General features: G+C 66.6%; 23 protein-coding genes. 11 read left to right on the forward strand and 12 right to left on the reverse strand.

What is annotated here, in order from left to right; all coding sequences use genetic code 11:
• The 4 genes from tilS to cysS form a co-directional block, all read right to left on the reverse strand.
• The coding region (tilS, locus tag ACNQQL_RS23720) for a tRNA lysidine(34) synthetase TilS (protein ID WP_347066116.1) at window positions 1-1,157 on the reverse strand (1,157 nt) is incomplete at its 3' end.
• A gap of 46 nt (window positions 1,158-1,203) precedes the next feature.
• On the reverse strand, window positions 1,204-2,175 hold the full coding sequence (locus ACNQQL_RS23725; protein WP_006478433.1) for an acetyl-CoA carboxylase carboxyltransferase subunit alpha: 972 nt from the start codon (window positions 2,173-2,175) through the stop codon (window positions 1,204-1,206).
• Window positions 2,176-2,278: 103 nt separating this feature from the next.
• Entirely contained in the window at window positions 2,279-3,103 is an 825-nt protein-coding gene (locus ACNQQL_RS23730) for a DNA-3-methyladenine glycosylase (RefSeq protein ID WP_347066118.1), read from the reverse strand.
• Between the two features lie 43 nt (window positions 3,104-3,146).
• Window positions 3,147-4,544 (reverse strand): cysteine--tRNA ligase, encoded by a 1,398-nt coding sequence (cysS, locus tag ACNQQL_RS23735; protein WP_347066120.1) that lies wholly within the window; start codon window positions 4,542-4,544, stop codon window positions 3,147-3,149.
• Between the two features lie 234 nt (window positions 4,545-4,778).
• Here cysS and ACNQQL_RS23740 point away from each other — a divergent pair, with 234 nt between their 5' ends.
• The 4 genes from ACNQQL_RS23740 to ACNQQL_RS23755 all read left to right on the forward strand — a co-directional run bounded on the left by ACNQQL_RS23740 (window position 4,779) and on the right by ACNQQL_RS23755 (window position 7,523).
• Window positions 4,779-5,504 (forward strand): tetratricopeptide repeat protein, encoded by a 726-nt coding sequence (locus tag ACNQQL_RS23740; protein ID WP_204423728.1) that lies wholly within the window; start codon window positions 4,779-4,781, stop codon window positions 5,502-5,504.
• Window positions 5,505-5,543: 39 nt separating this feature from the next.
• Window positions 5,544-6,119, forward strand: coding sequence for a peptidylprolyl isomerase (locus ACNQQL_RS23745; protein WP_034183593.1), 576 nt, complete (start codon window positions 5,544-5,546; stop codon window positions 6,117-6,119).
• A gap of 88 nt (window positions 6,120-6,207) precedes the next feature.
• Entirely contained in the window at window positions 6,208-6,699 is a 492-nt protein-coding gene (locus tag ACNQQL_RS23750) for a peptidylprolyl isomerase (protein ID WP_217589378.1), read from the forward strand.
• A 23-nt stretch (window positions 6,700-6,722) separates the two neighbouring features.
• Entirely contained in the window at window positions 6,723-7,523 is an 801-nt protein-coding gene (locus ACNQQL_RS23755; RefSeq protein ID WP_072437024.1) for a UDP-2,3-diacylglucosamine diphosphatase, read from the forward strand.
• A gap of 48 nt (window positions 7,524-7,571) precedes the next feature.
• Here the strand turns inward: ACNQQL_RS23755 and cysE are convergent, their stop codons facing one another.
• Both cysE and ACNQQL_RS23765 read right to left on the reverse strand, forming a co-directional pair.
• Window positions 7,572-8,345, reverse strand: a complete 774-nt coding sequence (gene cysE, locus ACNQQL_RS23760; RefSeq protein WP_072437251.1) for a serine O-acetyltransferase — start codon at window positions 8,343-8,345, stop codon at window positions 7,572-7,574.
• A gap of 273 nt (window positions 8,346-8,618) precedes the next feature.
• The gene (locus tag ACNQQL_RS23765) at window positions 8,619-9,443 is read right to left on the reverse strand and encodes an RNA methyltransferase (RefSeq protein WP_347066123.1); all 825 of its coding nucleotides are present in this window, start codon (window positions 9,441-9,443) and stop codon (window positions 8,619-8,621) included.
• A 280-nt stretch (window positions 9,444-9,723) separates the two neighbouring features.
• Between ACNQQL_RS23765 and ACNQQL_RS23770 the strand changes: the two genes are divergently transcribed.
• Entirely contained in the window at window positions 9,724-10,527 is an 804-nt protein-coding gene (locus ACNQQL_RS23770) for an inositol monophosphatase family protein (RefSeq protein WP_072437022.1), read from the forward strand.
• 472 nt (window positions 10,528-10,999) lie between these two features.
• Window positions 11,000-12,622 carry an NAD(P)/FAD-dependent oxidoreductase gene (locus ACNQQL_RS23775; RefSeq protein WP_347066194.1) on the forward strand — a complete coding sequence of 541 codons (1,623 nt, stop codon included), beginning with the start codon at window positions 11,000-11,002 and terminating at the stop codon, window positions 12,620-12,622.
• A gap of 373 nt (window positions 12,623-12,995) precedes the next feature.
• On the opposite strand, the gene ACNQQL_RS23780 is transcribed toward ACNQQL_RS23775, so the two are convergent.
• Complete coding sequence (locus ACNQQL_RS23780; protein ID WP_124622357.1) at window positions 12,996-13,760, reverse strand: SDR family NAD(P)-dependent oxidoreductase; 765 nt, start codon at window positions 13,758-13,760, stop codon at window positions 12,996-12,998.
• Window positions 13,761-13,901: 141 nt separating this feature from the next.
• Between ACNQQL_RS23780 and ACNQQL_RS23785 the strand changes: the two genes are divergently transcribed.
• The 3 genes from ACNQQL_RS23785 (at window position 13,902) to ACNQQL_RS23795 (ending at window position 18,965) form a co-directional block, all read left to right on the forward strand.
• Window positions 13,902-14,819 carry a LysR family transcriptional regulator gene (locus ACNQQL_RS23785; protein ID WP_347066126.1) on the forward strand — a complete coding sequence of 306 codons (918 nt, stop codon included), beginning with the start codon at window positions 13,902-13,904 and terminating at the stop codon, window positions 14,817-14,819.
• A gap of 236 nt (window positions 14,820-15,055) precedes the next feature.
• A complete protein-coding gene (gene mutS, locus ACNQQL_RS23790) occupies window positions 15,056-17,713 on the forward strand; it encodes a DNA mismatch repair protein MutS (RefSeq protein ID WP_347066128.1) in 2,658 nt (885 codons plus the stop codon).
• Window positions 17,694-18,965, forward strand: coding sequence for a hypothetical protein (locus ACNQQL_RS23795; RefSeq protein ID WP_347066130.1), 1,272 nt, complete (start codon window positions 17,694-17,696; stop codon window positions 18,963-18,965). The genes mutS and ACNQQL_RS23795 overlap by 20 nt, the downstream gene beginning before the upstream one ends.
• On the opposite strand, the gene ACNQQL_RS23800 is transcribed toward ACNQQL_RS23795, so the two are convergent.
• On the reverse strand, window positions 18,945-19,487 hold the full coding sequence (locus ACNQQL_RS23800; protein ID WP_034183585.1) for an FKBP-type peptidyl-prolyl cis-trans isomerase: 543 nt from the start codon (window positions 19,485-19,487) through the stop codon (window positions 18,945-18,947). The two genes, ACNQQL_RS23795 and ACNQQL_RS23800, sit on opposite strands and share 21 nt — an antisense overlap.
• A 32-nt stretch (window positions 19,488-19,519) precedes the next feature.
• On the opposite strand from ACNQQL_RS23800, the gene ACNQQL_RS23805 reads away from it, so the two are divergent.
• Together ACNQQL_RS23805 and ACNQQL_RS23810 are read left to right on the forward strand one after the other, a co-directional pair.
• The gene (locus ACNQQL_RS23805; RefSeq protein WP_347066132.1) at window positions 19,520-20,740 is read left to right on the forward strand and encodes a cupin domain-containing protein; all 1,221 of its coding nucleotides are present in this window, start codon (window positions 19,520-19,522) and stop codon (window positions 20,738-20,740) included.
• A 56-nt stretch (window positions 20,741-20,796) separates the two neighbouring features.
• A complete protein-coding gene (locus ACNQQL_RS23810) occupies window positions 20,797-21,042 on the forward strand; it encodes a hypothetical protein (protein ID WP_011657350.1) in 246 nt (81 codons plus the stop codon).
• 304 nt (window positions 21,043-21,346) lie between these two features.
• On the opposite strand, the gene ACNQQL_RS23815 is transcribed toward ACNQQL_RS23810, so the two are convergent.
• The 4 genes from ACNQQL_RS23815 to ACNQQL_RS23830 form a co-directional block, all read right to left on the reverse strand.
• Entirely contained in the window at window positions 21,347-22,123 is a 777-nt protein-coding gene (locus ACNQQL_RS23815; protein ID WP_347066134.1) for an MBL fold metallo-hydrolase, read from the reverse strand.
• A gap of 4 nt (window positions 22,124-22,127) precedes the next feature.
• Entirely contained in the window at window positions 22,128-23,273 is a 1,146-nt protein-coding gene (bamC, locus tag ACNQQL_RS23820) for an outer membrane protein assembly factor BamC (protein WP_072437014.1), read from the reverse strand.
• Window positions 23,274-23,384: 111 nt separating this feature from the next.
• Window positions 23,385-24,290, reverse strand: a complete 906-nt coding sequence (dapA, locus tag ACNQQL_RS23825) for a 4-hydroxy-tetrahydrodipicolinate synthase (RefSeq protein WP_072437013.1) — start codon at window positions 24,288-24,290, stop codon at window positions 23,385-23,387.
• Window positions 24,291-24,336: 46 nt separating this feature from the next.
• Entirely contained in the window at window positions 24,337-24,939 is a 603-nt protein-coding gene (locus ACNQQL_RS23830) for a class I SAM-dependent methyltransferase (RefSeq protein ID WP_347066137.1), read from the reverse strand.
• Window positions 24,940-24,944: the final 5 nt, after the last annotated feature.

Below are 24,944 nucleotides of genomic sequence, written 5' to 3' on the forward strand. Positions count from 1 at the left end.
GCGCGCAGCAGCGCCTCCGGCACCGCGCCGGCGCTTCCCGCGTCGGCCGGCGCGAACACGTACGTGCCGCGCCATCCCGGCAGGTGCCAGACTTCCTGACCGTCCCACGCGAGCGCCGATTCCGGGTGCGGCGTGCCGGTGCCGTCGTCGGCCGGTTCGGCGCTGTCGCCCGCTTCCCAGTAGACGACGTCGCGATAGAGCCGCAGGCACTGCCCCGCGTGATCGACGCGCAACGCATGCGCGTCGTGCGCGGCGCGCAATTGCCGCATCATGTTGGCGAGCCGGGCGGCGGACGCACCCGGCAAACCGAGCCGGCGCATCCAGAAACGCAGCAGGTTCGCGCCGCGCGTGTCGTCGAACGCAACCAGCGACTCGCGCGACAGCGCCCGCCCGTCATCGCGCGCGGCGACGGCGAAATCCAGTTCGGCCAGATCGTCGAGCAGCCGTTGCGCGGCGGCCGCATGCTGGGCCGCACGACCGAGCGCGTCGCGAAAGCCAGGGAAATGCACGGCCAGTGCTGGCAGCACGTCGATGCGCAGCGCATTGCGCGCGTAGCGCGTGTCGCTGTTCGATTCGTCGTCGATCCATTCGAGTTCGTGCTGCGTCGCATAGCGCTCGAGTTGCGCACGCAACAGTCGCAGCAACGGACGCACGCGCTCGACGCTCGCGCCGTCGGGACGGTAGCGCGGCGCCATGGCGGCGAGCCCCGCGATCCCCGCGCCGCGCAGCAATTGCAGCAGCACGGTCTCGGCCTGGTCGTCCGCATGCTGCGCGAGCCACAGCGCGGCCGCGCCATGGCGCTCGCACATCGCGTCGAGCGCGGCATAACGACGCTCGCGCGCGGTCGCCTCGATACCGAGACCGCTGTCGCGCGGCACGTCGACGCGCATCGATTCGAATTCGACGCCGAGCCGCGCCGCAACCGCCTCTGCATGCGCGACCCACGCGTCGGCGTTCGCACTCAAGCCATGATGCACGTGCAGCGCGATGCAGCGCGACGCGCCCGCGACACGCACGGCCGCGTCGAGCAGCACCGTCGAATCGAGGCCGCCGCTGTAGGCGATCGCGATGCGAGCATCGAACGGCATGCCGGAAAGCGCAACGCCGACCGCGTCGAGTACGACGCGGTCGGCGGAGAATTCGGTCGGTGGGATCACGAGAGGGACGCGCGCTCAGCGGCGCGCGTATCGAGCACGCGGCCGGTCATGCGCCCGGCGTGGTTTCCTTGAACTTGCCGTAGGCCATCAGGCGCTCGAAGCGGCGCTCGCGCAGCGCATCGATGCTCATGCCCTGGAACTGGCGCAGCGAATCGGCGAGCGCGCGGCGCAGCAGCGCAGCCATGCCCTTCGGATCGCGATGCGCGCCGCCGAGCGGCTCGTTGATGATCTTGTCGATCAGGCCGAGCGCCTTCAGGCGGTGCGCGGTCAGGCCCAGCGCTTCCGCGGCTTCCGGCGCCTTCGCGGCGCTCTTCCACAGGATCGACGCGCAGCCTTCCGGCGAGATCACCGAGTAGGTCGAGAACTGCAGCATCATCACGGTGTCGGCCACGGCGATCGCGAGTGCGCCGCCCGAACCGCCCTCGCCGATCACCGTCGTGATGATCGGCGTCTTCAGCTCGGCCATCACATACAGGTTGCGGCCGATCGCCTCCGACTGGCCGCGCTCTTCCGCGCCGATGCCCGGGTACGCGCCCGGCGTGTCGACGAACGTGAAGATCGGCAGCCCGAACTTCTCGGCGAGACGCATCAGGCGTTCGGCCTTGCGATAGCCTTCCGGACGCGGCATCCCGAAGTTGCGCGCGGCGCGCTCCTTCGTGTCGCGGCCCTTCTGGTGACCGATCACCATGCACGGATGGCCGCCGAAGCGCGCGAGACCGCCGACGATCGACAGATCGTCCGCGAATGCGCGGTCGCCGTGCAGCTCGTGAAAATCGGTAAACAGTTCCGCAACGTAATCGAGCGTGTACGGACGCTGCGGGTGCCGCGCGATCTGCGAAACCTGCCACGGCGACAGGTTCGCGTAAAGGTCCTTCGTCAGTTGCTGGCTTTTCTTCGACAGCCGCTCGATTTCTTCCGAAATATCGACAGCCGAGTCATCCTGCACGAATCGCAGTTCTTCGATCTTGGCCTCGAGTTCGGCGATCGGCTGTTCGAAATCCAGAAACGTGGTCTTCATGTGTTCGAATCCTTGGGTCTTGCGGCAGCGCGTATTCTACTCGCGCGGGCGACGCTCAAAACCGGTTCTCAACTATTGATGTTTAAAACCCGATAGCCAATACTCAGGCGTCGGTTTCGGGTGCATCGAGGCTGCGCCACATGTACCAGGTCGCGACGGTGCGCCACGGTTCCCAGTTGGCCGCGACCTCGCGCGCCTCGCTACGCGTGACGGGCTCCCCGCTGAAGTAATTGACGCTGATCGCGCGGATCAGGCCCGGGTCGTCGAGCGGCAGCACATCCGGCCGCGACAGGTTGAAGATCAGGAACATCTCGGCCGTCCAGCGGCTGATGCCGCGGATCTGCGTGAGTTCCGCGATCACGTCCTCGTCGTCCATCGACGTCCATTTGTCGACGTGCAGCGCACCCGACACGAAATGCTGCGCGAGATCGAGGATATATTCGGTCTTGCGCTTCGACAGTCCGCAAGCGATCAGCTTGTCCGCGCCGAGCCGGATCACCGGCAGCGGGGCGAGTTTCGGACAGGCGTCCTCGATATGCGCCCACAGCGACTGCGCGGACGGCACCGAAATCTGCTGGCCGACGACCGAGCGCGCGAGCGTGACGAACGGGTCGCCGCGCTTCACGAGATGCGCGGGACCGAACTTCGGGATCAGTTTCTTCAGGATCCGGTCGCGCTTGACGAGGTCGGCGCATGCCTTGTCCCAGTATGCAGGACGCACGACAACCTCCTCGCCGTCCGCTTCGGACGCACGCGTCTTGCGGGCCGCGTCGGCGGCCGGCTGCGCAGCCGCCGGCTGCGCATGACCGTTGAGCGCGCCGTTCGGCGCGGCGCGCGTCGCGTCCGCCTTCGACGGCACGCGCTTGGCTGCCGGACGCGCGGCGACCGGGGTCGCGCGCCTGACCGGCGCTTTTCTGGCCGTTGCCATCCTGCCTCCTACCTGACGGATCGGTCAGTGGAACGCACCGCGCTCATACGCGACGCCATTCGGTCGATCCGCCCGGTTTGTCTTCAAGTGCGATGCCGGCCTCGAGCAGTTCTGCCCGGATCCGGTCCGCTTCGGCATAGTCCTTCGCCTGCTTCGCCGCGACGCGCGCGGCGATCTTCGCTTCGATCTCGTCGGCGGCGAGCGCGCCCGCCTGCGCGGCGCCGGACGCCTGCTGCAGGAACGCGCGCGGTTCGCGGCCCAGCAGGCCGAGCAGGCCTGCCAGTTGTTTCAGTTGCCGCGCGAGCGCCGCGTCGCGCGTGCGATTCACCTCGCCCGCCAGCTCGAACAGCGTTGCCACCGCGACGGGCGTGTTGAAGTCGTCGTTCATCGCGGCCGCGAAACGCTGCGCATGCGGCTCGTTCCAGTCGAGCGCGAGCGTGTCGGCCTCGACATCCTTCAGCGCGGTATAGAGACGCGTGAGCGACGCGCGCGCATCGTCGAGATGCACGTCGCTGTAGTTGAGCGGCGACCGGTAGTGCGTGCGCACGATGAAGAAGCGCACGACTTCGGCGTCGTACCGCTCGAGTACTTCGCGGATCGTGAAGAAGTTGCCGAGCGATTTCGACATCTTCTCGTTGTCGACCTGCACGAAGCCGTTGTGCATCCAGTAATTGACGAACGTCTGGCCGGTCGCGCCTTCGCTCTGCGCGATCTCGTTCTCGTGGTGCGGGAATTGCAGATCCTGCCCGCCGCCATGGATGTCGAAATGATCGCCGAGCAGCGTGCAGCCCATCGCCGAGCACTCGATGTGCCAGCCCGGGCGGCCCATCCCGTACTTCGACGCCCACGACGCGCCTTCCGGATCTTCCGGCTTCGCGCGCTTCCACAGCACGAAATCGAGCGGATCTTCCTTCGCGTCGTTCGCGGCGACGCGCTCGCCTGCGCGAAGATCGTCGAGCGACTTGCCCGACAGCTTGCCGTAGTTCGCGAACTTGCGCACCGAGTAATTGACGTCGCCGTCGGCCGCCTGGTACGCGTAACCGTTCGTCTCGAGCGTCTCGATCATGCCGAGCATCTGCGGAATGAATTGCGTCGCACGCGGCTCGATGTCGGGCCGCTGGATGCCGAGCGCACCTTCATCCTCGCGCATCGCGCCGATGAACCGGTCGGTCAGCGACTTGATCGTCTCGCCGTTCTCGACCGCGCGGCGGATGATCTTGTCGTCGATGTCTGTAATGTTGCGCACATACGTGACCCGGTAGCCGATCGCACGCAGCCAGCGCTGGACGAGGTCGAACACGACCAGCATGCGCGCGTGGCCCACGTGACAATAGTCGTAGACGGTGATTCCGCATACGTACATCCGCACTTCGCCGGACTGGCGCGGCACGAAAACTTGCTTGTCACGCGCGAGCGTGTTGTAGATGCGCAGTGATTCCATAGAGATGAACCGTGAGCCGAAGGAGACCGCCCTGGCGAAGCTCGCCCAGCATGCGAAGCGGACGGACCATCTGCTGCGGCGCCAGGCCGAGCGTCCTCGCTATCACATGGGGCGGTCAGGCTGCAAGCACAGCGGTGACGGCCACGAGAGGCTAAGAAAGACTGCCTGCGGCTCGCCGGAACGCGCAGACGTTTTGTTAGAATGGCTCGGAGTATAACATTCCGATTTACGCCTATGAAACCTCATCGCGGCCGCGCGCCGAGCGCTGCGACCCTCGTTGCGACCACCGTCATGGGCGTCGCGCTGACGCTGTTCGCGGCCCCCGCGGCGCATGCGCAGAAAGCCCCGGCCACCGCCGACGGCACCCCCGAAATCGACGCGTCGATCGCCGGCAAGCAGTGGAAGCAGGCGCTCGCGCAGCTCGACGCGCGCATCGCGTCGAACCCGCGCGACGTGCAGGCGCAGTTCAAGCGCGGCACCGTGCTGGCCCGCCTGAACCGCGACGACGATGCGATCCAGCAGTTCGTCGCGATCACGCAGGCGTACCCCGAACTGCCCGAGCCGTACAACAACCTCGCGGCGCTCTACGCGAAGCACGGCCGCTACGACGAAGCGCGCACCGCGCTCGTCACGGCGACGCAATCGAACCCGAGCTACTCGCTCGCGTACGAGAACCTCGGCGACCTGTACCTGCGCCTCGCGGCCGAATCGTACAAGCGTGCGCAATCGCTCGGCCGCACGAGCGGCGCGACCGCACAGCGCCTCGCCGACCTGCAGAAGATCGTGTCGCCGCCGAAGGTCGCACCGAATGCCCGCGCGGTCGCGCCGTCCACCCGCGACTACTCCGACCGCGCAGCCGCGAACGTGAGCACCACCACGCTGCCGATGTCGCCGACGTTCCAGTTCAGCGGTCCGTCGGGCGCACTGGCGGCGCCGTATGTCGCGCCGCCGTCGAAATAAGCGGCGCGGCCCCCTTTCCCTCCCAACCTGAGGATCGCAATGAAACGTCTGTTGCTGGCGCTTGGCGGCGCCGCCCTTCTCGCGACCGCGCCCGCTTTCGCGCAAACGGCCACCGCGCACCCGGTCGTGCAGCTCAAGACCTCGCAGGGCGACATCCGTGTCGAGCTCTACCCGGAGAAGGCGCCGAAGTCGGTCGCCAACTTCCTCGATTACGTGAAGGCCGGCCAGTACAACGGCACGATCTTCCATCGCGTGATCAAGGGCTTCATGATCCAGGGCGGCGGCTACAAGACCAGCTTCGAAGAGAAGCCGACCCGCGCGCCGATTCCGCTGGAGAGCCGCAATGGTCTGAAGAACCTGACGGGCACGATCGCGATGGCGCGCACGAGCGATCCGAACTCGGCCACCGCGCAGTTCTTCATCAACACGGTCGACAACAGCGGCCTCGACTACCCGAACCCGGACGGCAACGGCTATGCGGTGTTCGGCAAGGTCGTATCGGGCCTCGACGTCGTGAAGAAGATCGAAGGCGTGGCGACGACCTCGCGCGGCCCGATGCAGGACGTGCCCGCGCAACCGGTCGTGATCGAATCGGCCAGCATCGTCTCGAAGTAAGAACCTGCCGGCACGTCCGGCGACTCACGCGGCCGCGTCGCACGACCGGCCGCGTGCCATTTAAACCGCCTCACCGAAGGAATTCATCATGGTTGAACTGCATACGAACCACGGCGTGATCAAGCTCGAGCTCGACGCCGCGAAGGCACCGAAGACGGTCGAGAACTTCCTGAGCTACGTGAAGAAGGGCCACTACGACGGCACCGTGTTCCATCGCGTGATCAACGGCTTCATGATCCAGGGCGGCGGCTTCGAGCCGGGCCTGAAGCAGAAGCCGACCGACGCGCCGATCGACAACGAAGCGAACAACGGCCTGAAGAACGACAACTACACGGTCGCGATGGCCCGCACGAACGATCCGCACTCGGCCACCGCCCAGTTCTTCATCAACGTGAACGACAACGACTTCCTGAACCACTCGTCGCCGACGCCGCAGGGCTGGGGCTACGCGGTGTTCGGCAAGGTCGTCGAAGGCCAGGACGTGGTCGACAAGATCAAGGGCGTCAAGACGGGCAACGCCGGTTTCCACCAGGACGTGCCGACCGACGACGTCGTGATCGAGAAGGCCGTCGTGGTCTGACGCACGGTAACGGAGGCACTTCGATGTTGCAGGAGAGTCCGCCGCGAAGCGTCTCCGCGGGCGTGCCGGGCGAGCGCGAATACGCGCAAGCCGCACGCCCGTTCCTGTTGCTCTCCGATCTGCACCTGAGCGAAGCGATTCCGAAGACGGTCGCCGCGTTCGAGCATTTCGTGAAATACACCGCCGACAGCGCCGACTCGGTGTTCATCCTCGGCGATCTTTTCGAATACTGGATCGGCGACGACATCCTCGACGACGATCCGTTCGCGGCACGCATGGCCGCGCTGATGCACACGCTCTCGGAACGAGGAATCGCGCTCTACGTGATGCACGGCAACCGCGATTTCCTGCTCGGCCGGCGCTTCATGAAAGCAGCCGGCGCGATGTTGCTGCCCGATCCTTCGCTGATCATGGCGTTCGGCCAACGCATCGTGCTCGCGCACGGCGACGCGCAATGCACGGCCGACCGCGGCTACCAGGTGTTCCGCCGCTTCGCACGCAACCGCGTCGCGCAATGGCTGTTTCTCGCATGGCCGTTGCGCTGGCGCCGCGCGCTCGCGCAACGCATGCGCTCGAACAGCGAAGCGGGCCGGATGCGCCCTGCTTCGGCGATCTACGATGTCACGCGTGAAGGCGTGGCCGCGCTGTTCCGGAAAAGCCGCGCAACCGTGATCATTCACGGCCACACGCACCGCCCCGCGAGCCACGCCGAACCGGGCGGCATCCGCTGGGTGCTGCCCGACTGGGATCTCGACCACGGTGCGCCGCGCGGCGGCTACCTGCGCGTCGACGCGGAAGGCATTCACGCGATGCCGCTCGACTGACGCCGCTGCTGCCGTCTCGCCGACTGGCAGCCGTCGGCGTGCATCGCATTACGACTGACGCTCGACCGCCTTTCCTTCCAGCACCGCCGACAGCCTGCGCAGGTCGAGGCGCGCCGCATCGGCGCCCTGCAGCGTTTCCAGATGCGTGCCGAGCCGCTCGAGCGCCGCGACGATCTCGTCGACGCGGCGGCTTTCCTTCGCCGCGTGATCGATCAGCCCGTGAATCGCGAGCGACATCGGATCGTCGGCGTTCGGCGTGATCCCGTATGCGCAGAACGCCGCGCGTTCCGGCTGCGGCTTCGGCTGCGCCGGCATCACGATGCGCGCCGGATTGCCGACCGCCGTGCCGCCCGCCGGCACCGGCTTCACGACGACCGCGTTCGAACCGATCTTCGCGCCCGCGCCGACCGTGAAACCGCCCAGCACCTTCGCGCCCGCGCCGACGATCACGCCGGCCTCGAGCGTCGGGTGGCGCTTCGCGCCGCGCGTGAGCGACGTGCCGCCCAGCGTCACGCCCTGATAGATCGTGCAGTCGTCGCCGATGATCGCCGTCTCGCCGATCACGACACCCATGCCGTGATCGATGAACACGCGCCGGCCGATCGTCGCACCGGGGTGGATCTCGATACCCGTCAGGAACCGCCCGGCCTGCGACGCGAAACGTGCAAGCCAGTAGCGCTTTGCGCGCCAGCAGGCATGCGCGAAACGGTGCAGCACGAGCGCATGCAGCCCCGGATAACAGGTCAGCACTTCCCAGGCACTGCGAGCGGCGGGATCCCGCTCGCGAATCGTTGCAACGTCTTCGCGCAGTCTCGTGAACATGATCTGATCGGGGAAAAGGCCGGCGCGCACCGCCGGCAATGACCGGCCGTTATCGCGCCGGGTAATTTGCTTATGACGTCCGGCGATTGTAGGGCCAGTCGCGCACGGCCGCACGAGGTCGCGCGTTCACCCCGCCGCCGGCGCGGGTATTCGGGCGGGAGGCTCGCTGTCGCGGTGTTTGCGGGAGGTGCGGCCGGTCGGAAACGCTCGGGGCCCGGCGCTTCCGGAGGCCGCGCAACGCCGCCCGGCCGACCGTGACGGCGCGCCGACCGCTTACGCGTCGCCGTCGGGCTTGCCCGCTTTCAGCAGGATGTGCTTCGCGACGCCGCGCAGGATGTTGACCTCCTCGCGCTCGAGGCCCGTGCGCGCGAACAGGCGACGCAGCCGCGGCATCAGTTTCTTCGGATTGCGCGGGTCGAGGAAGTCGAGCGCGATCAACGCGTTCTCGAGGTGCACGTACATCCGCTCGATCTCGTCGCTCTGCGCGAGCGTGCCGGCCTCGGCCGACGGTTGCGGCGAAGGCTCGCTCGCCTGCTCGAGAAACGCGACGCGCAGCTCGTACGCGAGCACCTGCACGGCCTGTGCGAGGTTCAGCGAGCTGTATACAGGGTTCGCCGGGATGTGCGCAAGCGCGCTGCACTGCTCGACATGCTCGTTCGCGAGGCCCGTGCGCTCGTTGCCGAACACGAGTGCGATGTCGCCCGCGCCGACCTGCGCGCACGCCTGCGCGGCGGCCGCGCGCGGTGCAAGGCGCGGCGGCCCGTATTCGCGCGTGCGCGCGGTCAGCGCGATCGACCAGTGAACACCGGACAGCGCGTCGCCAAGCGTCGGCACGACATGCGCGGACGCGAGGACGTCGTCCGCGCCGCTGGCCATCGCGATCGCCTCGGGGTCGCTCTGCACGTGCGGCACGCGCGGCGCAACCAGCACGAGACGCGAGAAGCCCATCGTCTTCAGCGCGCGGGCGGCCGCCCCGACATTGCCGGGATGGCTCGGCTCGACGAGCACGAAACGGGTAGACGTGAAGCCGCCGGACGGCGGCCGGGACGTGTCCGCGCCCGACTCGGACGGCGCGGCGGTGTTCTGCGGGGTTTCCACTACGATACGACTCGGTTCATCAGAATGGCCGTATGGTAGCGCTATCGCTCCGGCAAACCCACTCGTCCGGACGGCCAGCGGGGGTTTCCCCGCATTCCGGTCGCCTGAAACCGCCAAAAATCGGGTAAAATCATGCCTTTACGCGTCGCGCTCCGTGCGACGCGGGTCGTACCCCGCTCTTTGTCAATTCGCGTCTCACCTCGCCCGGCACGCTTGCGCCGTCCCGGGCGGTTGTTCCACTTCGTGGCGGCCCGTGCCGCCGGCTACAGGATCCAGGCTCATGCATCCCATGCTCAACATTGCTGTCAAGGCTGCGCGCCGCGCCGGACAGATCATCAATCGCGCGTCCCTCGATCTCGACCTGATCGAGATCCGCAGGAAGCAGCAGAACGACTTCGTCACCGAAGTGGACAAGGCCGCCGAAGAGGCGATCATCGAGACGCTGAAGACCGCCTACCCCGACCACGCGATCCTCGCGGAAGAATCGGGCGAATCGGAGAACGAATCCGAGTTCAAGTGGATCATCGATCCGCTCGACGGCACGACCAACTTCATCCACGGCTTCCCGTACTACTGCGTATCGATCGCGCTCGAGCACAAGGGCGTCGTCACGCAGGCCGTCGTCTACGATCCGAACAAGAACGACCTGTTCACGGCCACGCGTGGCCGCGGCGCGTACCTGAACGATCGCCGCATCCGCGTCGGCCGCCGCGACCGCCTGTCCGACGCACTGGTCGGCACGGGTTTCCCGTTCCGCGAGAAGGACGGCCTCGACGCGTATGCGCGCCTCTTCACCGAAATGACGCAGGCCTGCACGGGCCTGCGCCGCCCGGGCGCGGCGGCACTCGACCTCGCGAACGTCGCGGCCGGCCGCCTCGACGCGTTCTTCGAACAGGGCATCAACGTGTGGGACATGGCGGCGGGCAGCCTGCTGATCACCGAGGCCGGCGGCCTCGTGGGCAACTACACGGGCGATGCCGATTTCCTGCATCGCCATGAGATCGTCGCCGCGAACCCGAAGATCTACGCGCAGATGATCCCGATCCTGAATCGCTACACCCGCGTGCATCCGGCAGCCGAATAAGCCCCGGCCGCGCCCGCCTGTGCGGTGCGCTTCGACGGCCCGGGCCCGCTTCACGCGGCACGGGCCGTCGGCAAGGCGATGCCGCGTGCGTCACCACCGCCCTTTTCGCTCTGGCGGCCGCATTTTTGCGTGGCATCTATATCGATGTGCTATGTTGGCCGGCATGAACGACAAGGGCGCTACGCCCGCCTGGCGTGCTTTCGACAAACTACTCGCCAGCACCGTGATGATGGAGCGACTTTCGCCTTCCGATGGTTCGGGGACGGAAAAATCTTCCCCGCGCTTCACGCTCCCGTCCTGAAGTTGCCCGAGTTGTCCGGCCTGGTCAGCATGCAGCCCGTCGTACCGCGTTTTCCAGCGATGAATGATTTGCATCCGGGATGCCCGCGTGGCGAACAACGCCCCCACCCGCATGCCTGCCCCGCCTGTTTCAACACCGCCACGACGTCGTGGCGACAGCATCCGAGTACCCATGTTACGGCTAAGCGAAATTAAACTCCCCCTCGACCATCCCGAAAGCGCTCTCGAAGCCGCGATTCGCGCGCGCCTCGAGGAGCTTGGCGTGGCGGCAGACGGGCTCGTCCGATACACCGTGTTCCGCCGTGCGCACGATGCACGCAAGCGCTCCGACATCAAGCTGACGTATATCGTCGACATCGAAGTCAAGGACGAAGCGGCCGCGCTCAAGCGACTCGCCGGCAAGCCGCATTGCGGCGTCACGCCCGACATGGCGTACCACTTTGTCGCGAAGGCCCCCGAGCACACCGCTTTCCTGCGCCCGGTCGTCATCGGCATGGGGCCGTGCGGCCTGTTTGCAGGACTGATCCTCGCGCAGATGGGATTCCGCCCCATCATCCTCGAACGCGGCAAGGCCGTGCGCGAGCGCACCAAGGACACCTTCGGCCTGTGGCGCAAGAGCGTACTCAATCCCGAATCCAACGTGCAGTTCGGCGAAGGCGGCGCCGGAACGTTTTCCGACGGCAAGCTGTACAGCCAGATCAAGGATCCCAACCATTATGGCCGCAAGGTGCTCGACGAATTCGTCAAGGCGGGCGCGCCGGAAGACATCCTGTATCTGAGCCGGCCGCACATCGGCACGTTCCGCCTCGTCAGCATGGTGGAAAAAATGCGCGCTTCCATCCACGAACTGGGTGGCGAAGTGCGCTTCGAAACCCGGGTCGACGACATCGAAATCGATCAGGGCAAGGTGCGCTCGCTCAAGCTCTCGAACGGGGAAACGCTCCGGTGCGACCACGTGGTGCTGGCCGTGGGCCACAGCGCGCGCGACACGTTCCAGATGCTGCACGATCGCGGCGTGTATATCGAAGCCAAGCCGTTTTCGCTGGGTTTTCGCATCGAACATCCGCAGGGGCTGATCGATCGCAGCCGCTTCGGCAAGTTTGCGGGCCACAAGCAACTCGGCGCGGCCGACTACAAGGTGGTCCACCACTGCAGCAACGGGCGGGCTGTCTACAGCTTCTGCATGTGCCCCGGCGGCACGGTGGTCGCGGCGACCTCCGAGCCGGGCCGCGTGGTCACCAATGGCATGAGCCAGTATTCCCGTGCCGAGCGCAACGCGAATGCGGGCATCGTCGTCGGCATCACGCCGGAAGACTATCCCGGCGGTCCGCTGGCGGGCATCGCGTTCCAGCGCAAATGGGAAGAGCGCGCATTCGAACTCGGCGGCGGCGATTACCACGCGCCGGGCCAACTGGTCGGGGATTTCATCGCAGGCCGGCCGTCGACGTCGCTTGGCTCCGTGGAGCCGTCGTACAAGCCCGGCGTGCGCCCGACCGATCTCAGCACCGCGCTCCCGGACTACGTGATCGAAGCGATCCGTGAAGCATTGCCCCAGATCGACAAGAAGATCGCGGGCTTCGCGATGCACGACGCCGTGCTCACCGGCGTGGAGACGCGCACTTCGTCGCCGATCCGGATTCGACGCAAGGACGATTACCAAAGCATGAACGTCGAAGGCCTGTATCCGGCCGGCGAAGGCGCGGGATATGCGGGCGGCATCTATTCGGCCGCCATCGACGGCATCGAAGTCGCGCAAGCGGTGGCACTCAGCCTGACGTCGACGCACGCGTCCTGAGGTGCCGGACAGGATCGGCGCGCGAAGCGCCGTGAGCCGGGTGACGCCGACTTTCGCGGGCCCGCCCGAGTGCGGGGTCGATTCGTCGGACAGCGCCGGCAGCAGCCGGTCGTGGTCTCCGGCACCTGGCCGAACGGCGAACTTCGCACTTGCACGTCGGGGCCGCTGGTAAACTCGGGCGACCAAAGCAACAAACCTGATGCCTGACCTATGACCACGTTGTCGCCCGAAGCCTTTGCAGGCCACACCCCGATGATGCAGCAGTACCTGCGCCTTACCTGATAAGGCTCGGCGCACGAACCTACGCCACGACCTACGCTGGCTCTTTAGAGGATCGACCGTTACCCACCGATCACAGACATCCAGCCGGCGCTTAGATCTGCTGCTGCCCGCCATCGACGAACAGCTCGATGCCGTTCACGAAGCTCGCGTCGTCCGAGGCAAGGAACAACGCAGCGCTTGCGATCTCTCCGGGCTCGCCGAGGCGCCCCATCGGGATCTGGGCAGCCAGGTAATCGGCAAGACCCTGGCGTTGGACTGCATCGTCACCGGCGAGGTCGAGCAAGCCGGGCGTGCGCGTCGCGCCCGGGCTGATTGTATTAACCCGGACGCGGCGATCCTTCAGATCGAGAATCCAGCTGCGTACGAAGGCGCGCACCGCGGCTTTCGAAGCCGAATACACGCTGAACGCTGCCGTGCCCGCGCTGCCTGCCGTTGAACCGGTGAGAATCACCGACGCCCCCTCGGCGAGCAGCGGCAACGCTTTTTGCACCGTGAAGAGCACGCCCTTCACATTGCGATCGAAGGTGTCGTCGTAGTGTTCTTCGGTGATGCTGCCAAGCGGCAGCATCGAACCACCGCCTGCGTTCGCGAACAGCACGTCGAGATGCCCCTGTTCTTCCTTGATCTGCGCATACAGCGCGTCGAGCTCACCCAGCTTTGTGGAATCGACACGTACCCCCGTCGCGTTGCCGCCCGCTTCGCGGATGCCCTTCACTGCGGCATCTAGTTCAGCCTGACGGCGGCCGGTGAGGTAGACGTGCGCGCCTTCTGCCGCGAAACGCTGTGCGGTGGCGAGGCCGATGCCGCTGGTTGCGCCGGTAACGAGTGCAATCTTGTTGTCGAGCTTGCGTGCCATGGTGCTTCTCCTTTGGTTCGGTAAGTGGATGATTGCGTTCGGTGTTTCGTGCTGCGATGTGAGGAGAATATCGACGCCCAAGGCTTATCGAAATAGAATTGATTGCAATCCAACGTTGCAAAAATGAAAAGATGAGGGGAAATGGCGAAGCTGCCTGATTTCGAAGGACTTGCTATGTTCGCGAAGGTCGCGGAGGAAGGATCGTTCGCGGCCGCGGCGCGCGCGATGGGCGTGTCGGTGGCGACGGTCTCGCGGGGCGTCGCCCGTCTCGAAGACCGGTTGGGCGCGCGGCTCTTCAACCGCACGTCGCGCCAACTCTCGCTCACCGAGTTCGGCCGGACGATCTGCGATAAGGCCGGAGAGATCTACCGTCAGGCCGAAGAAGCAGAAAGCGCCGCGCGCGAGATGTCGGTGCAGCCACGCGGACTGGTGCGCCTGGCTGTACCGATGTCGTTCGGGCTGCGCTGGGTCGCACCGCTGCTGCCCGCGTTCTTTCGCGCGTATCCGGAGGTGTCGATCGACCTGCATCTTTCGGATGCGTCAGTCGATCTGGTTGCCGATGGGTTTGACGCCGCACTGCGCATTGCCGCGCTGCCTGATTCGTCGCTGGTGGCACGACGCCTGTGCCCGGTCACACAATTCGTGGTGGCGTCGCCCGCGTACCTGAAGCGCGAAGGGCGGCCCGCGCATCCGCGCGAGCTGGCGGACCGGCCATGCCTTTCATACGCGTATCGCGCGCGCAGCGATTTGTGGCGCTTCACGAACGCTGCAGGCGAGGAGGAGCCGGTCAAGCCGACCGGCCCGCTGCGCGTGACGAATTCCGATGCGCTGCTGCCCACGCTGCTCGACGGCCTCGCAATTGCCGAGTTGCCCGAATTCATCGCCGGCGAATATCTGGCCGATGGCCGCCTTGAGGCGATCCTCACCGACTGGTCGCTGACGAAGGGCGGTCTTTACTTCGTCACGCCATCGGCGCGTGCACGTCCGGCGAAGGTGGCGATGCTGTCCGATTATTTTGCGGAGCATCTCTCGGAGCCGTCATGGCGATGGCCGAAGTAACGCGGTGGCGAGGTTGAGCCCACACTCTGGATGGCCGAGCATCATTGCATCGCCGCAATGATGGATCGCAAGCAATTCCATTTCGCAAATATCGCGCGCCCCGCATTGTCCTTCCCGCTCACTGGACGACATCATGTCAAAGGTTATCGGCGACAACTGGCCGAATGGCGAACTTCGAGGTGTCCGGTTCGGGCCGCTGGTAAACTTGGGCAACCAAAGCAACTTTTCCCGATCACATGAGCATGCCACCCACGGCCGCACCTGCAACCGTCACCCCGATGATGCAGCAGTACCTGCGCATCAAGGCCGACCATCCCGACACGCTCGTGTTCTACCGGATGGGCGACTTCTACGAGCTGTTTTTCGAAGATGCCGAAAAGGCCGCGCGCCTGCTCGACCTGACCCTCACGCAGCGCGGCGCGTCGGCCGGCACGCCGATCAAGATGGCCGGCGTGCCGCATCACGCGGTCGAGCAGTATCTTGCGAAGCTCGTGAAGATGGGCGAATCGGTCGCGATCTGCGAGCAGATCGGCGATCCGGCCACGTCGAAAGGCCCTGTCGAGCGCAAGGTCGTGCGCGTCGTCACGCCCGGCACGCTGACCGATGCCGCACTGCTGTCCGACAAGAACGACGTCTACCTGCTCGCGATGTGCACGGGCCACAACAAGCGCGGGGTCGCGGTCAACATCGGCCTCGCGTGGCTGAACCTCGCAAGCGGTGCGCTGCGGCTCGCCGAAATCGAACCCGAGCAGCTCGGCGCCGCGCTCGAGCGCATCCGGCCGGCCGAAATCCTGACGGCGGACGGCGCGACCGACGCCGTGCCGGCAGGCACGGGCGCAACCAAGCGCGTGCCGGCGTGGCACTTCGACATCGCGTCGGGCACGCAGCGCCTGTGCGACCAACTCGATGTCGCGAGCCTCGACGGTTTCGGTGCGCACTCACTGACGAGCGCCTGCGGCGCCGCGGGCGCGCTGCTGCTCTATGCAGCGGCCACGCAAGGCCAGCAACTGCGGCACGTGCGCAGCCTGAAGGTCGAGAACGAAACCGAATACATCGGGCTCGATCCGGCCACGCGCCGCAACCTCGAATTGACCGAGACGCTGCGCGGCACCGAGTCGCCGACGCTGTATTCGCTGCTCGACACCTGCTGCACGACGATGGGCAGCCGCCTGCTGCGTCACTGGCTGCATCACCCGCCGCGCGCGTCGGTCGCCGCGCAGTCGCGCCAGCAGGCGATCGGCGCGCTGCTCGAGGCACCGGCAAACGCCAGCCTCGATGCGCTGCGCAGCGCGCTGCGCCAGATCGCGGACGTCGAACGGATCACCGGGCGCCTCGCGCTGCTGTCCGCGCGCCCGCGCGACCTGTCGAGCCTGCGTGATACGTTCGCCGCGCTGCCGGCGCTGCGCGAGCGCATCAGCGCGATCGTCGCGAATGCGGACGCGCTCATCCGTGTCGACGCGGCGCTCGCGCCGCCCGCCGAATGCCTCGACCTGCTGACGAGCGCGATTGCGCCCGAGCCGGCCGCCATGGTGCGCGACGGCGGCGTGATCGCGCGCGGCTACGACGCCGAGCTCGACGAGCTGCGCGACATCTCGGAGAACTGCGGGCAGTTCCTGATCGATCTCGAAGCGCGCGAACGCACGCGCACCGGCATCGCGAACCTGCGCGTCGAATACAACAAGGTGCACGGCTTCTACATCGAGGTCACGCGCGGCCAGACCGACAAGGTGCCCGACGATTACCGCCGCCGCCAGACGCTGAAGAACGCCGAGCGCTACATCACGCCCGAACTGAAGACCTTCGAGGACAAGGCACTGTCCGCGCAGGAACGCGCGCTGGCGCGCGAGCGCGCGCTGTACGACGCGGTGCTGCAGGCGCTGCTGCCGTTCATCCCCGAATGCCAGCGCGTCGCGTCGGCACTCGCCGAGCTCGACCTGCTCGCCGCATTCGCCGAACGCGCACGCGCGCTCGACTGGGTCGCGCCGACCTTCACCGACGAGATCGGCATCGAAATCGAACAGGGCCGCCACCCGGTCGTCGAAGCACAGGTCGAGCAGTTCATCGCGAACGACTGCCGGTTCGGCACCGAGCGCAAGCTGCTGCTGATCACCGGTCCGAACATGGGCGGTAAGTCGACGTTCATGCGGCAGACCGCACTGATCGCGCTGATGGCTTACGTCGGCAGCTACGTGCCGGCGAAGTCCGCATGCTTCGGTCCGATCGACCGGATCTTCACGCGCATCGGCGCGGCCGACGATCTCGCGGGCGGCCGTTCGACGTTCATGGTCGAGATGACCGAGGCCGCGGCGATCCTCAACGACGCGACCCCGCAAAGCCTCGTGCTGATGGACGAGATCGGCCGCGGCACGTCGACGTTCGACGGCCTCGCACTCGCGTGGGCCATCGCGCGCCACCTGCTTGCGCACAACGCCTGCTACACGCTGTTCGCGACGCACTACTTCGAGCTGACGCAACTGCCGGCCAAATTCCCGCAAGCAGCCAACGTGCACCTGTCGGCCGTCGAGCACGGCCATGGCATCGTGTTCCTGCACGCCGTCAACGAAGGCCCGGCGAACCAGAGTTACGGCCTGCAGGTCGCGCAGCTCGCGGGCGTCCCGGCGCCCGTGATCCGCGCCGCGCGCAAGCACCTCGCCTATCTCGAACAGCAGTCGGCGGCACAGCACACGCCACAACTCGACCTGTTCAGCGCGCAGCCGGTGGTCGCCGACGATTTCGAATGCGCGGATGCGCCAGCGCTGCCCGACACGCCGCATCCGGCGCTCGAGAAGCTGCGCGACATCGACCCTGACGATCTCAAGCCGCGCGAAGCGCTCGACCTGCTGTACGAGCTGCGCACGCTGGTCCGGTCGCACGATGCCGACGGGCACGCGTAAGCGCATCCCGCGGCGCCTGCCGGCCCGGGCCGCCGCCACGCTCGCCGCGGCGGTGCTGGCGCTCGCGCAGGCAGGCGCGCTGGCAGCGCCACCGAAGCGTGCCACCGCGCCCTACTCGTTGGCGGTCGTGTCGGGCGTCATCAACGTACCGGCTGACGAACCGGCGACCCAGCGGCTGCTCGATTCGATCGCGCGCGAGCGCAACCTCGCTTTCGTCGTCTATGCGGGCGATCTCAAGGGCTCGAAGGAAGCGTGCCGCGATGCGCTGTATTCGCAGCGCGGCGCGATCCTGGACGCCGCACGCGTGCCGCTCGTATTCATCCCCGGCCACGACGACTGGGTAACGTGCAACACCGTGGCCGGCGGCAACTACGATCCGGTCGAACGGCTCGACTTCCTGCGGCAGACGCTGCTCGCCGATTCGGCGCTGCCCGACCCAGGCGCGCTGCAAATCACGCGGGAAAGCGAGATCGCCCGGTTCCGGCCGTATCGCGAAAACGCACGCTGGATGCGCGACGACATCGTCTATGTCGCACTCAACGCACCGGCGCCGAACAACCACTTCCTGACGGCCGGCGGCCGCAACGGCGAATTCGAGGACCGTGTCATCGCGAACGGATTCTGGATCGATCACGCAGCCGAATACGCGAAGCGGCGCGAAGCGCGTGCGATGGTGGTGATTTTCGAAGGCGATCCGCAATTCGAACGCTATGAACGCTCGGAGCGGTTCGCGTGGCTGCGTTTCAACCGGCCGCGCGTGCGCGACGGCTTCCGCGAGTTGAAACGAACGCTGGTGAAGGCGGCGGCGACGTTCCGCGGCCCGATACTGGTGATGCACGCGAGCGGCGAACCGCTCGCGAACGGCTTTCTGATCGATCGACCGCTGCGGACCGACGACGGCGACCTGGTGGGAAACGTGACGCGCGTCGCGATCGGACCGCGCCATCCGGCGAATCAGTGGGTAAAGGTGAGCGTGTCGCCGGCACGGCAGACGATCTTCAGCGTGAGCCTGCAGGAGGTACCGAAGAACCTGCCTGTGCCGCCCGCGCTGCCGCCCATGCCGCACGACGATGTTCCGCTGCCGCAGATGCCGGAAATCCCCGCGTTGCCGGTGCTGCCCGACTCGTCGGCGGTCGCGCCGCCGCTGCAGGGTGACGGCGCCGCACCCGGCGGCGCGTCGTGGCCGGCACCGCCCCCTGCATCGGGGCCGGCACCCGGCCTGCCTGCGAGCTCAGTGCAGGGTGCGCCCTGACGGCGATTCGCCGTCTTCGTCTTCGTCCTCGTCGACGATCTCGAGCCCTTCCGCGCCATGCGCGTGCTCATGCTCGATTTCGTCTTCGGTTGCTTCGCGAACGTCCTTCACCGTGAGTGCGAAACGCAGCGCCATGCCTGCCAGCGGGTGATTGCCGTCGAGCACGACCTTGTCTTCGGCGACGTCGGTGACCGTATAGATCAGCGAATCGACGTCCTCGTCGCCGTCTTCCGGCGTGCCTTCGAACTGCATGCCCACTTCGAGCGGCTCGGGGAAACGATCGCGCGGCTCGATCTTCACGAGTTCGGGATCGTAGTCGCCGAACGCGTCCTGCGGCTCGAGCTGAATCTGCGCCTGGTAACCCGGCTCGTGCCCGTCGAGCTGTTCCTCGATCTTGGGGAACGTGCCATCATAGCCGCCGTGCAGATAGACCATCGGCTCGTCGCTTTCCTCGATCAGATTGCCCTGTGCATCCGACAGCTTGTAAGTGACCGACACGACGGTGTTTTTTGCGATTTTCATCCAATTCTCCCAAATACAAGTCTCATTATACGATGCGCAACCGGTCTCAAGCCGAACCGCGGGATGCCGCTGCCGCCCCGCTCGGCGCGCCGCCTTCCGATCTTCCCACACCGCTGCTCGGCGGTCTCACGCCGGCGCAATTCATGCGCGGCTACTGGCAAAAGAAGCCGCTCCTGATCCGCCAGGCGATCCCCGGCGTTGCGTCGCCGGTCACGCGCGATGCGCTGTTCGAGCTCGCATCCGACTATGACGCGGAGTCGCGACTGATCACCCATTTTCGTAACAAGTGGCAACTGGCGCACGGCCCGTTCGAGCCCGGCTCGCTGCCGGCCCTCACGCGCAAGTCCTGGACCCTGCTCGTGCAGGGGCTCGACCTGCATGTCGACGCGGCACGCGCGTTGCTCGACCGCTTCCGCTTCATCCCGGACGCGCGGCTGGACGACCTGATGATCTCGTATGCCACCGACGGCGGCGGCGTCGGCCCGCACTTCGATTCGTATGACGTATTCCTGCTGCAGGTCGAAGGCCGGCGCCGCTGGCGCGTCGGTGCGCAGAAAGACCTGTCGCTGCAGCCGGACGTACCGCTGAAGATCCTCGAAAACTTCGAGCCGAGCGACGAATGGGTGCTGGAGCCCGGCGACATGCTGTACCTGCCGCCGCACATCGCGCACGACGGCGTCGCCGAAGGCGAATGCATGACCTGCTCGATCGGCTTCCGGGCCCCGTCCGCGGGCGAACTGGGCGCCCAGTTCCTGTACTATCTCGCTGAGCGCGGCGGCCTGCGCGACGGGAACGGCGACGACCTCTACCGCGATCCGAAGCAGCCGGCCGTCGACATGCCCGCGCAACTGCCTCCGGCGATGGTCGAACGCGTCGCCGAGATCGTCGACGCAATTCGCTGGCGCAAGCGCGACGTCGCCGAATTCCTCGGCTGCTACCTGAGCGAGCCCAAGCCGAACGTCGTATTCGACCCGCCCGCACGCCCGCTGACCGAGGCCGCGTTCGTCGCGCAAGCGTCACGCCGCGGCGTGTGTCTCGACAGAAGGGCCGCATTGATGTATAACGCGCGCTCGTACTTCATCAATGGCGAGGAAGGACCGCTCGAGCAGGCCGGTGAATGGCTGCCCGAACTGGCCAATCAACGCCAGATGGAGGCGAAACGGTTTGTAACACTATCCCGGGCTCCCTCGATGACAGCCTTGTTGCACGAGTGGTATCGTGCGGGCTGGATACGGGTCGGAAACCGGAATTAGTGTGAGTCGCCCCGTATGCCCGTACAGATCAAATTCTGTATGGGAAAGACAACGTATTGACCCCGCATTTGTCGACGGTCGATAGGAAAGTGCATATAATTTCCGCCCAAGCCGTAGGGAAGATTCACGCTCTAGAAGTGCGTCTCCACCAGCGGCCCAGGTCGGTGTTGGAGCACATTACCGGTATTGTTTCGCGCTGTTGCTTACCTTTAACCATAAAAGGACGTGATCATGAAGAAATCCCTCCTCGTAGCTTCCCTGTTGGCTGCTGTTGCACTGGCTGCTTGCAACAAGAGCGCTGATCAAGCTGCTTCGTCGGCTGCAAGCGACGCAGCTGCTGCTGCTTCGTCGGCTGCTTCGGCAGTTGCTGGTGCTGCGAGCGACGCTTCGGCCGCTGCTTCGTCGGCAACGGCTGCTGCGAGCGACGCTGCTGCTGCAGTGGCGTCGGCTGCTTCGGCAGCGACGGCTGCTCCGGCTTCGGGCGCAAGCCAGTAAGCCTCGGCGTCAGCTGAAAAAACCGGCCCTCGGGCCGGTTTTTTTACGTCTGCGGGTTCCGGATCGATCGCCCGGCCGCCGCACCGGCCCGCCGCAGCGGCCGCGCCCCGCTCATCCGAGCATCAGCCAGTCGAATCCCGCGTCCTGCGTGGCCACGACCACCTCCTCCCCGCTCGTCCCCAGCACGCCGGCAAACGCCTGGCGCGCCAGTTCCGGCAGGTTGTTCTGCTGGCTCAGGTGCGCAGCGACCAGGTGCTTGAGGCGGCTGCGCTCGAGCGACGCGAGGATGTCCGCCGCCGCGTCGTTGCTCAGGTGGCCGTGGTTGCCGCCGATCCGCGCCTTCAGCGACTGCGGATAGCGGCTCGCGGCCAGCATCGCGGGGTCATGGTTGGATTCGAGCACCAGCGCGTCACAGCCGCTCAGGACGGCCGTGATGTGCGGCGTGGCCATCCCGACGTCCGTCAGTACGCCGAGCCGGCTGCAGCCGTCCATAAAGACGAACTGGAGCGGTTCGCGCGCATCGTGAGGAACCGTATAGGGCATGACGGCCAGATCGCGTATCGCGGCCGTCTCGTCGCCCCACAGCACGTGGAGATCGACATCGGCTTCATCCGCGCCTACCGCGCGCGCGGTGCCCCAGCTCATGTAGAGCGGTAGCGACGCGCGCCGGGCGAGCGTCAGCGCGCTGCCGACGTGGTCGCTGTGTTCATGGGTGACGAGGATCGCATCGAGATCATCGATGCCGAGATTCAGTCGGCCGAGCCGGCGCTCGACCTCCTTGGCAGAAAAGCCGCAGTCGAGCAGCACGCGGGTGGTCGTCGTACCGCTCGAGGCCTCGACGACCAGCGCGTTGCCTTCGCTGCCGCTTCCGAGGCTGGCGAATCGCACGCGCTCAGTTCAGCTGCGCGTGCAGCAGCGAAATGATCCGCTGCGCGTCCGACGAGTTGTCGATCTGGCCGTTTGCGCCGACCACCGCGACCTGCGTGCCGCCGCTGCCTTGCGCACGCACGTTGACCAGGAATTCCCTGCCCGGCTTCGCCGCCGCCGGACCGCCGTAGAACAGCTTGCCGAACAGGCCGTCGCGCTTGAGCTCTTCCATCGAATTCGCATAGCGCACGGTGTACACGCCCTTCTCGCGGTCGCGATTGTCGACCGTGAAGTTGGTACGGTCGAGCGCGAGGCCCACGCGCAGCCACGCCCGGTCGAACGACTCGGCCAGCTGCAGCGTCGCTGCGCCGCTGCTCGTGTCGCTGACCTGCGCCGGCGCCGTCGCGGGACGCGCATCGGTCAGCAGTTGCTTCGCCTGCGCGTCGGTCAGGCCGAACTTCTGCATCAGCTTCGACAGGAACACGGCTTCGAGCACCGGGTTGCGCGGACGCTCTTCCCAGCGCGACGACGTGCCGCCCTGCGGGCCGACCATCATTTCTTCCATCGCGCTGTGCGTGATCGAGATGTCGGTATTGCCGTCCGACGTGCGGTTCACGAGCGTACGGAAACGGTCGCGCGTGCCGGACGAGTACGCGAAATCGATGACCTTGCCGATCGTGCGGCGGAACCAGTCGTCGGGAATGTTCGCGCGGTTCTCGGCCCAGTCGGTGGCCATGATGCCCGTCGACGGCGCGTCGGTCTTCAGCGAGAAGCCGTTCTCCTGCCAGAAATCCTTCAGGATCGGCCACAGCTGCTCGGGCGTCCGGCCATCGACGACGAGCCAGCGGCGATCGCCGTCGCGCTCGATGTGCATGCCGAGCGGATCCTGCGCGCTCGGGATGCCGTCGGTCGCGTTGCCGGCCTGCGTCGTGGCCCGCGGCGGCAGCGTGCCGAGCCCCGCGTTGGTCGGCGGCGCGACGAACTGCTGGGTCGTCGGCACCGGCTTCAGGTCGCTCGGCACCGCGAGCGGCGGCGCCGAACCGGTGTTCTTGTAGTTGACCCGGTCGGGGGCCAGGTAGTCGTTCAGCGTATCGCAGCCAGCGAGCGCGCCCAGCGCCAGCGCCACCATCGACATCTGGATGGCGCGAGAGGAAAAGGCGAAACGTTTCATGAAATCCTTCGTCTTGCTTGAACGCTCGTCAGGAGCGGCGCCGGACGGAGCCGGCCGGTGCGGGTTGATCAGGGGTCGAGCCGGCGGCCGCAGGACGCGGCCGCCTCGGCATCAGGCGAGGACGCCGGCCTCGACGAGGGCCGAACGCACGGCATCGTGGTAGCGCTCGTCGAGCGCCGTGAGCGGCAGTCGGATGCCGCCCTGCATCTTGCCCATCGCCTGCAGTGCCCACTTCACCGGAATCGGGTTCGCCTCGATGAACAGGTTCTTGTGCAGCGACAGCAGCTTCATGTGCAGTTCGCGGGCCGTCTGCACGTCGCCGGCCAGCGCCGCGCGGCACAGCTCGCTCATCGCGCGCGGCGCGACGTTCGCCGTCACCGAGATGTTGCCGTGGCCGCCGAGCAGCATCAGCGCGATCGCGGTCGGATCGTCGCCGCTGTAGATCGCGAAATGCTTCGGCGCGGCCTTGATCAGGTGCGCGGCGCGATCGATGTTGCCGGTCGCTTCCTTCACGCCGATGATGCCCGGCACCTGCGCGAGACGCAGCATCGTCTCGTTCGCCATATCGGCGACCGTGCGGCCCGGCACGTTGTACAGGATCACCGGCAGGTCGACCGCTTCGGCGATCGTCCTGAAGTGACGGTACATGCCTTCCTGCGTCGGCTTGTTGTAGTACGGCACGACCTGCAGCGTCGCGTCCGCGCCGACCGATTTCGCGTGCTTCGTCAGCTCGATCGCCTCGGCGGTCGAGTTGCCGCCCGCGCCCGCGATGATCGGGATGCGTTTCGCCGCATGCTCGACCGCCGTGCGGATCATCAGGATGTGCTCTTCGACGTTGAGCGTTGCCGACTCGCCGCTCGTACCGACGACGACGAGCGCATCGGTGCCTTCCGCGATGTGCCAGTCGATCAGTTTGCGAAACGCCGGCAGGTCGAGACTGCCGTCTTCGAGCATCGGGGTGACGATCGCGGGGATGCTGCCGCGGATTTGAATGCCGTCTTGGGTGCCGTTAGCCATGAAACGCGATTGATTGTGTACCGGTAAACGTTGAGATTGTAGCGGATTAGCCGGGCAGTTCGTAACGTGGAATTCCCGCCCCCGCCTTCGGGGTCGCGCCCTCGCGCACTGCGCAGAGACGCTGGACGAACGCCTCGCGCGGCGCGGCGACGAAACCGTCCTCGTACGCGACCACCCGCAGGCGGCCGTGCACGGCGTCCAGCAGCTCGCCCGGGGCGAGCAGGAACGCGGGGTTGGACGGTTTGCCGACCGTTTCGTTTCCTTGCGCGAAAGTTTCGTAGATGAGCACGCCGCCCGGCGCAACTGCATCGAGCAGATGGGGCCAGAGCGGACGGTGCAGATAATGGGTAACGATCACGGCGAAAAACCGCTCACCGGCCGGCAACGGCCACGGCGCGCCTTCGAGATCGGCGTCGCGCGCATCGACGCCCGCGATCGTGCGCAACGCGGCCAGCGCGGCCGGGTCGCGGTCGAGCGCGACGACCGGATGCCCGTGCGACGCGAACCAGCGCGCATGGCGGCCGCCGCCCGCGGCGACGTCGAGCACCGCGCCGCCCGTCGGAACGAGCGGCGCCCACCGGGCGACCCAGCGCGACGGCTCGGCCTGTGCGACGTGGCCGCCCGCGGCGGCGATGACGGATTCGTTCATGCGCG

Origin of the sequence: Burkholderia sp. LFS061 (assembly GCF_047978125.1) — a bacterium.
Lineage (GTDB): Bacteria > Pseudomonadota > Gammaproteobacteria > Burkholderiales > Burkholderiaceae > Burkholderia > Burkholderia pyrrocinia_C.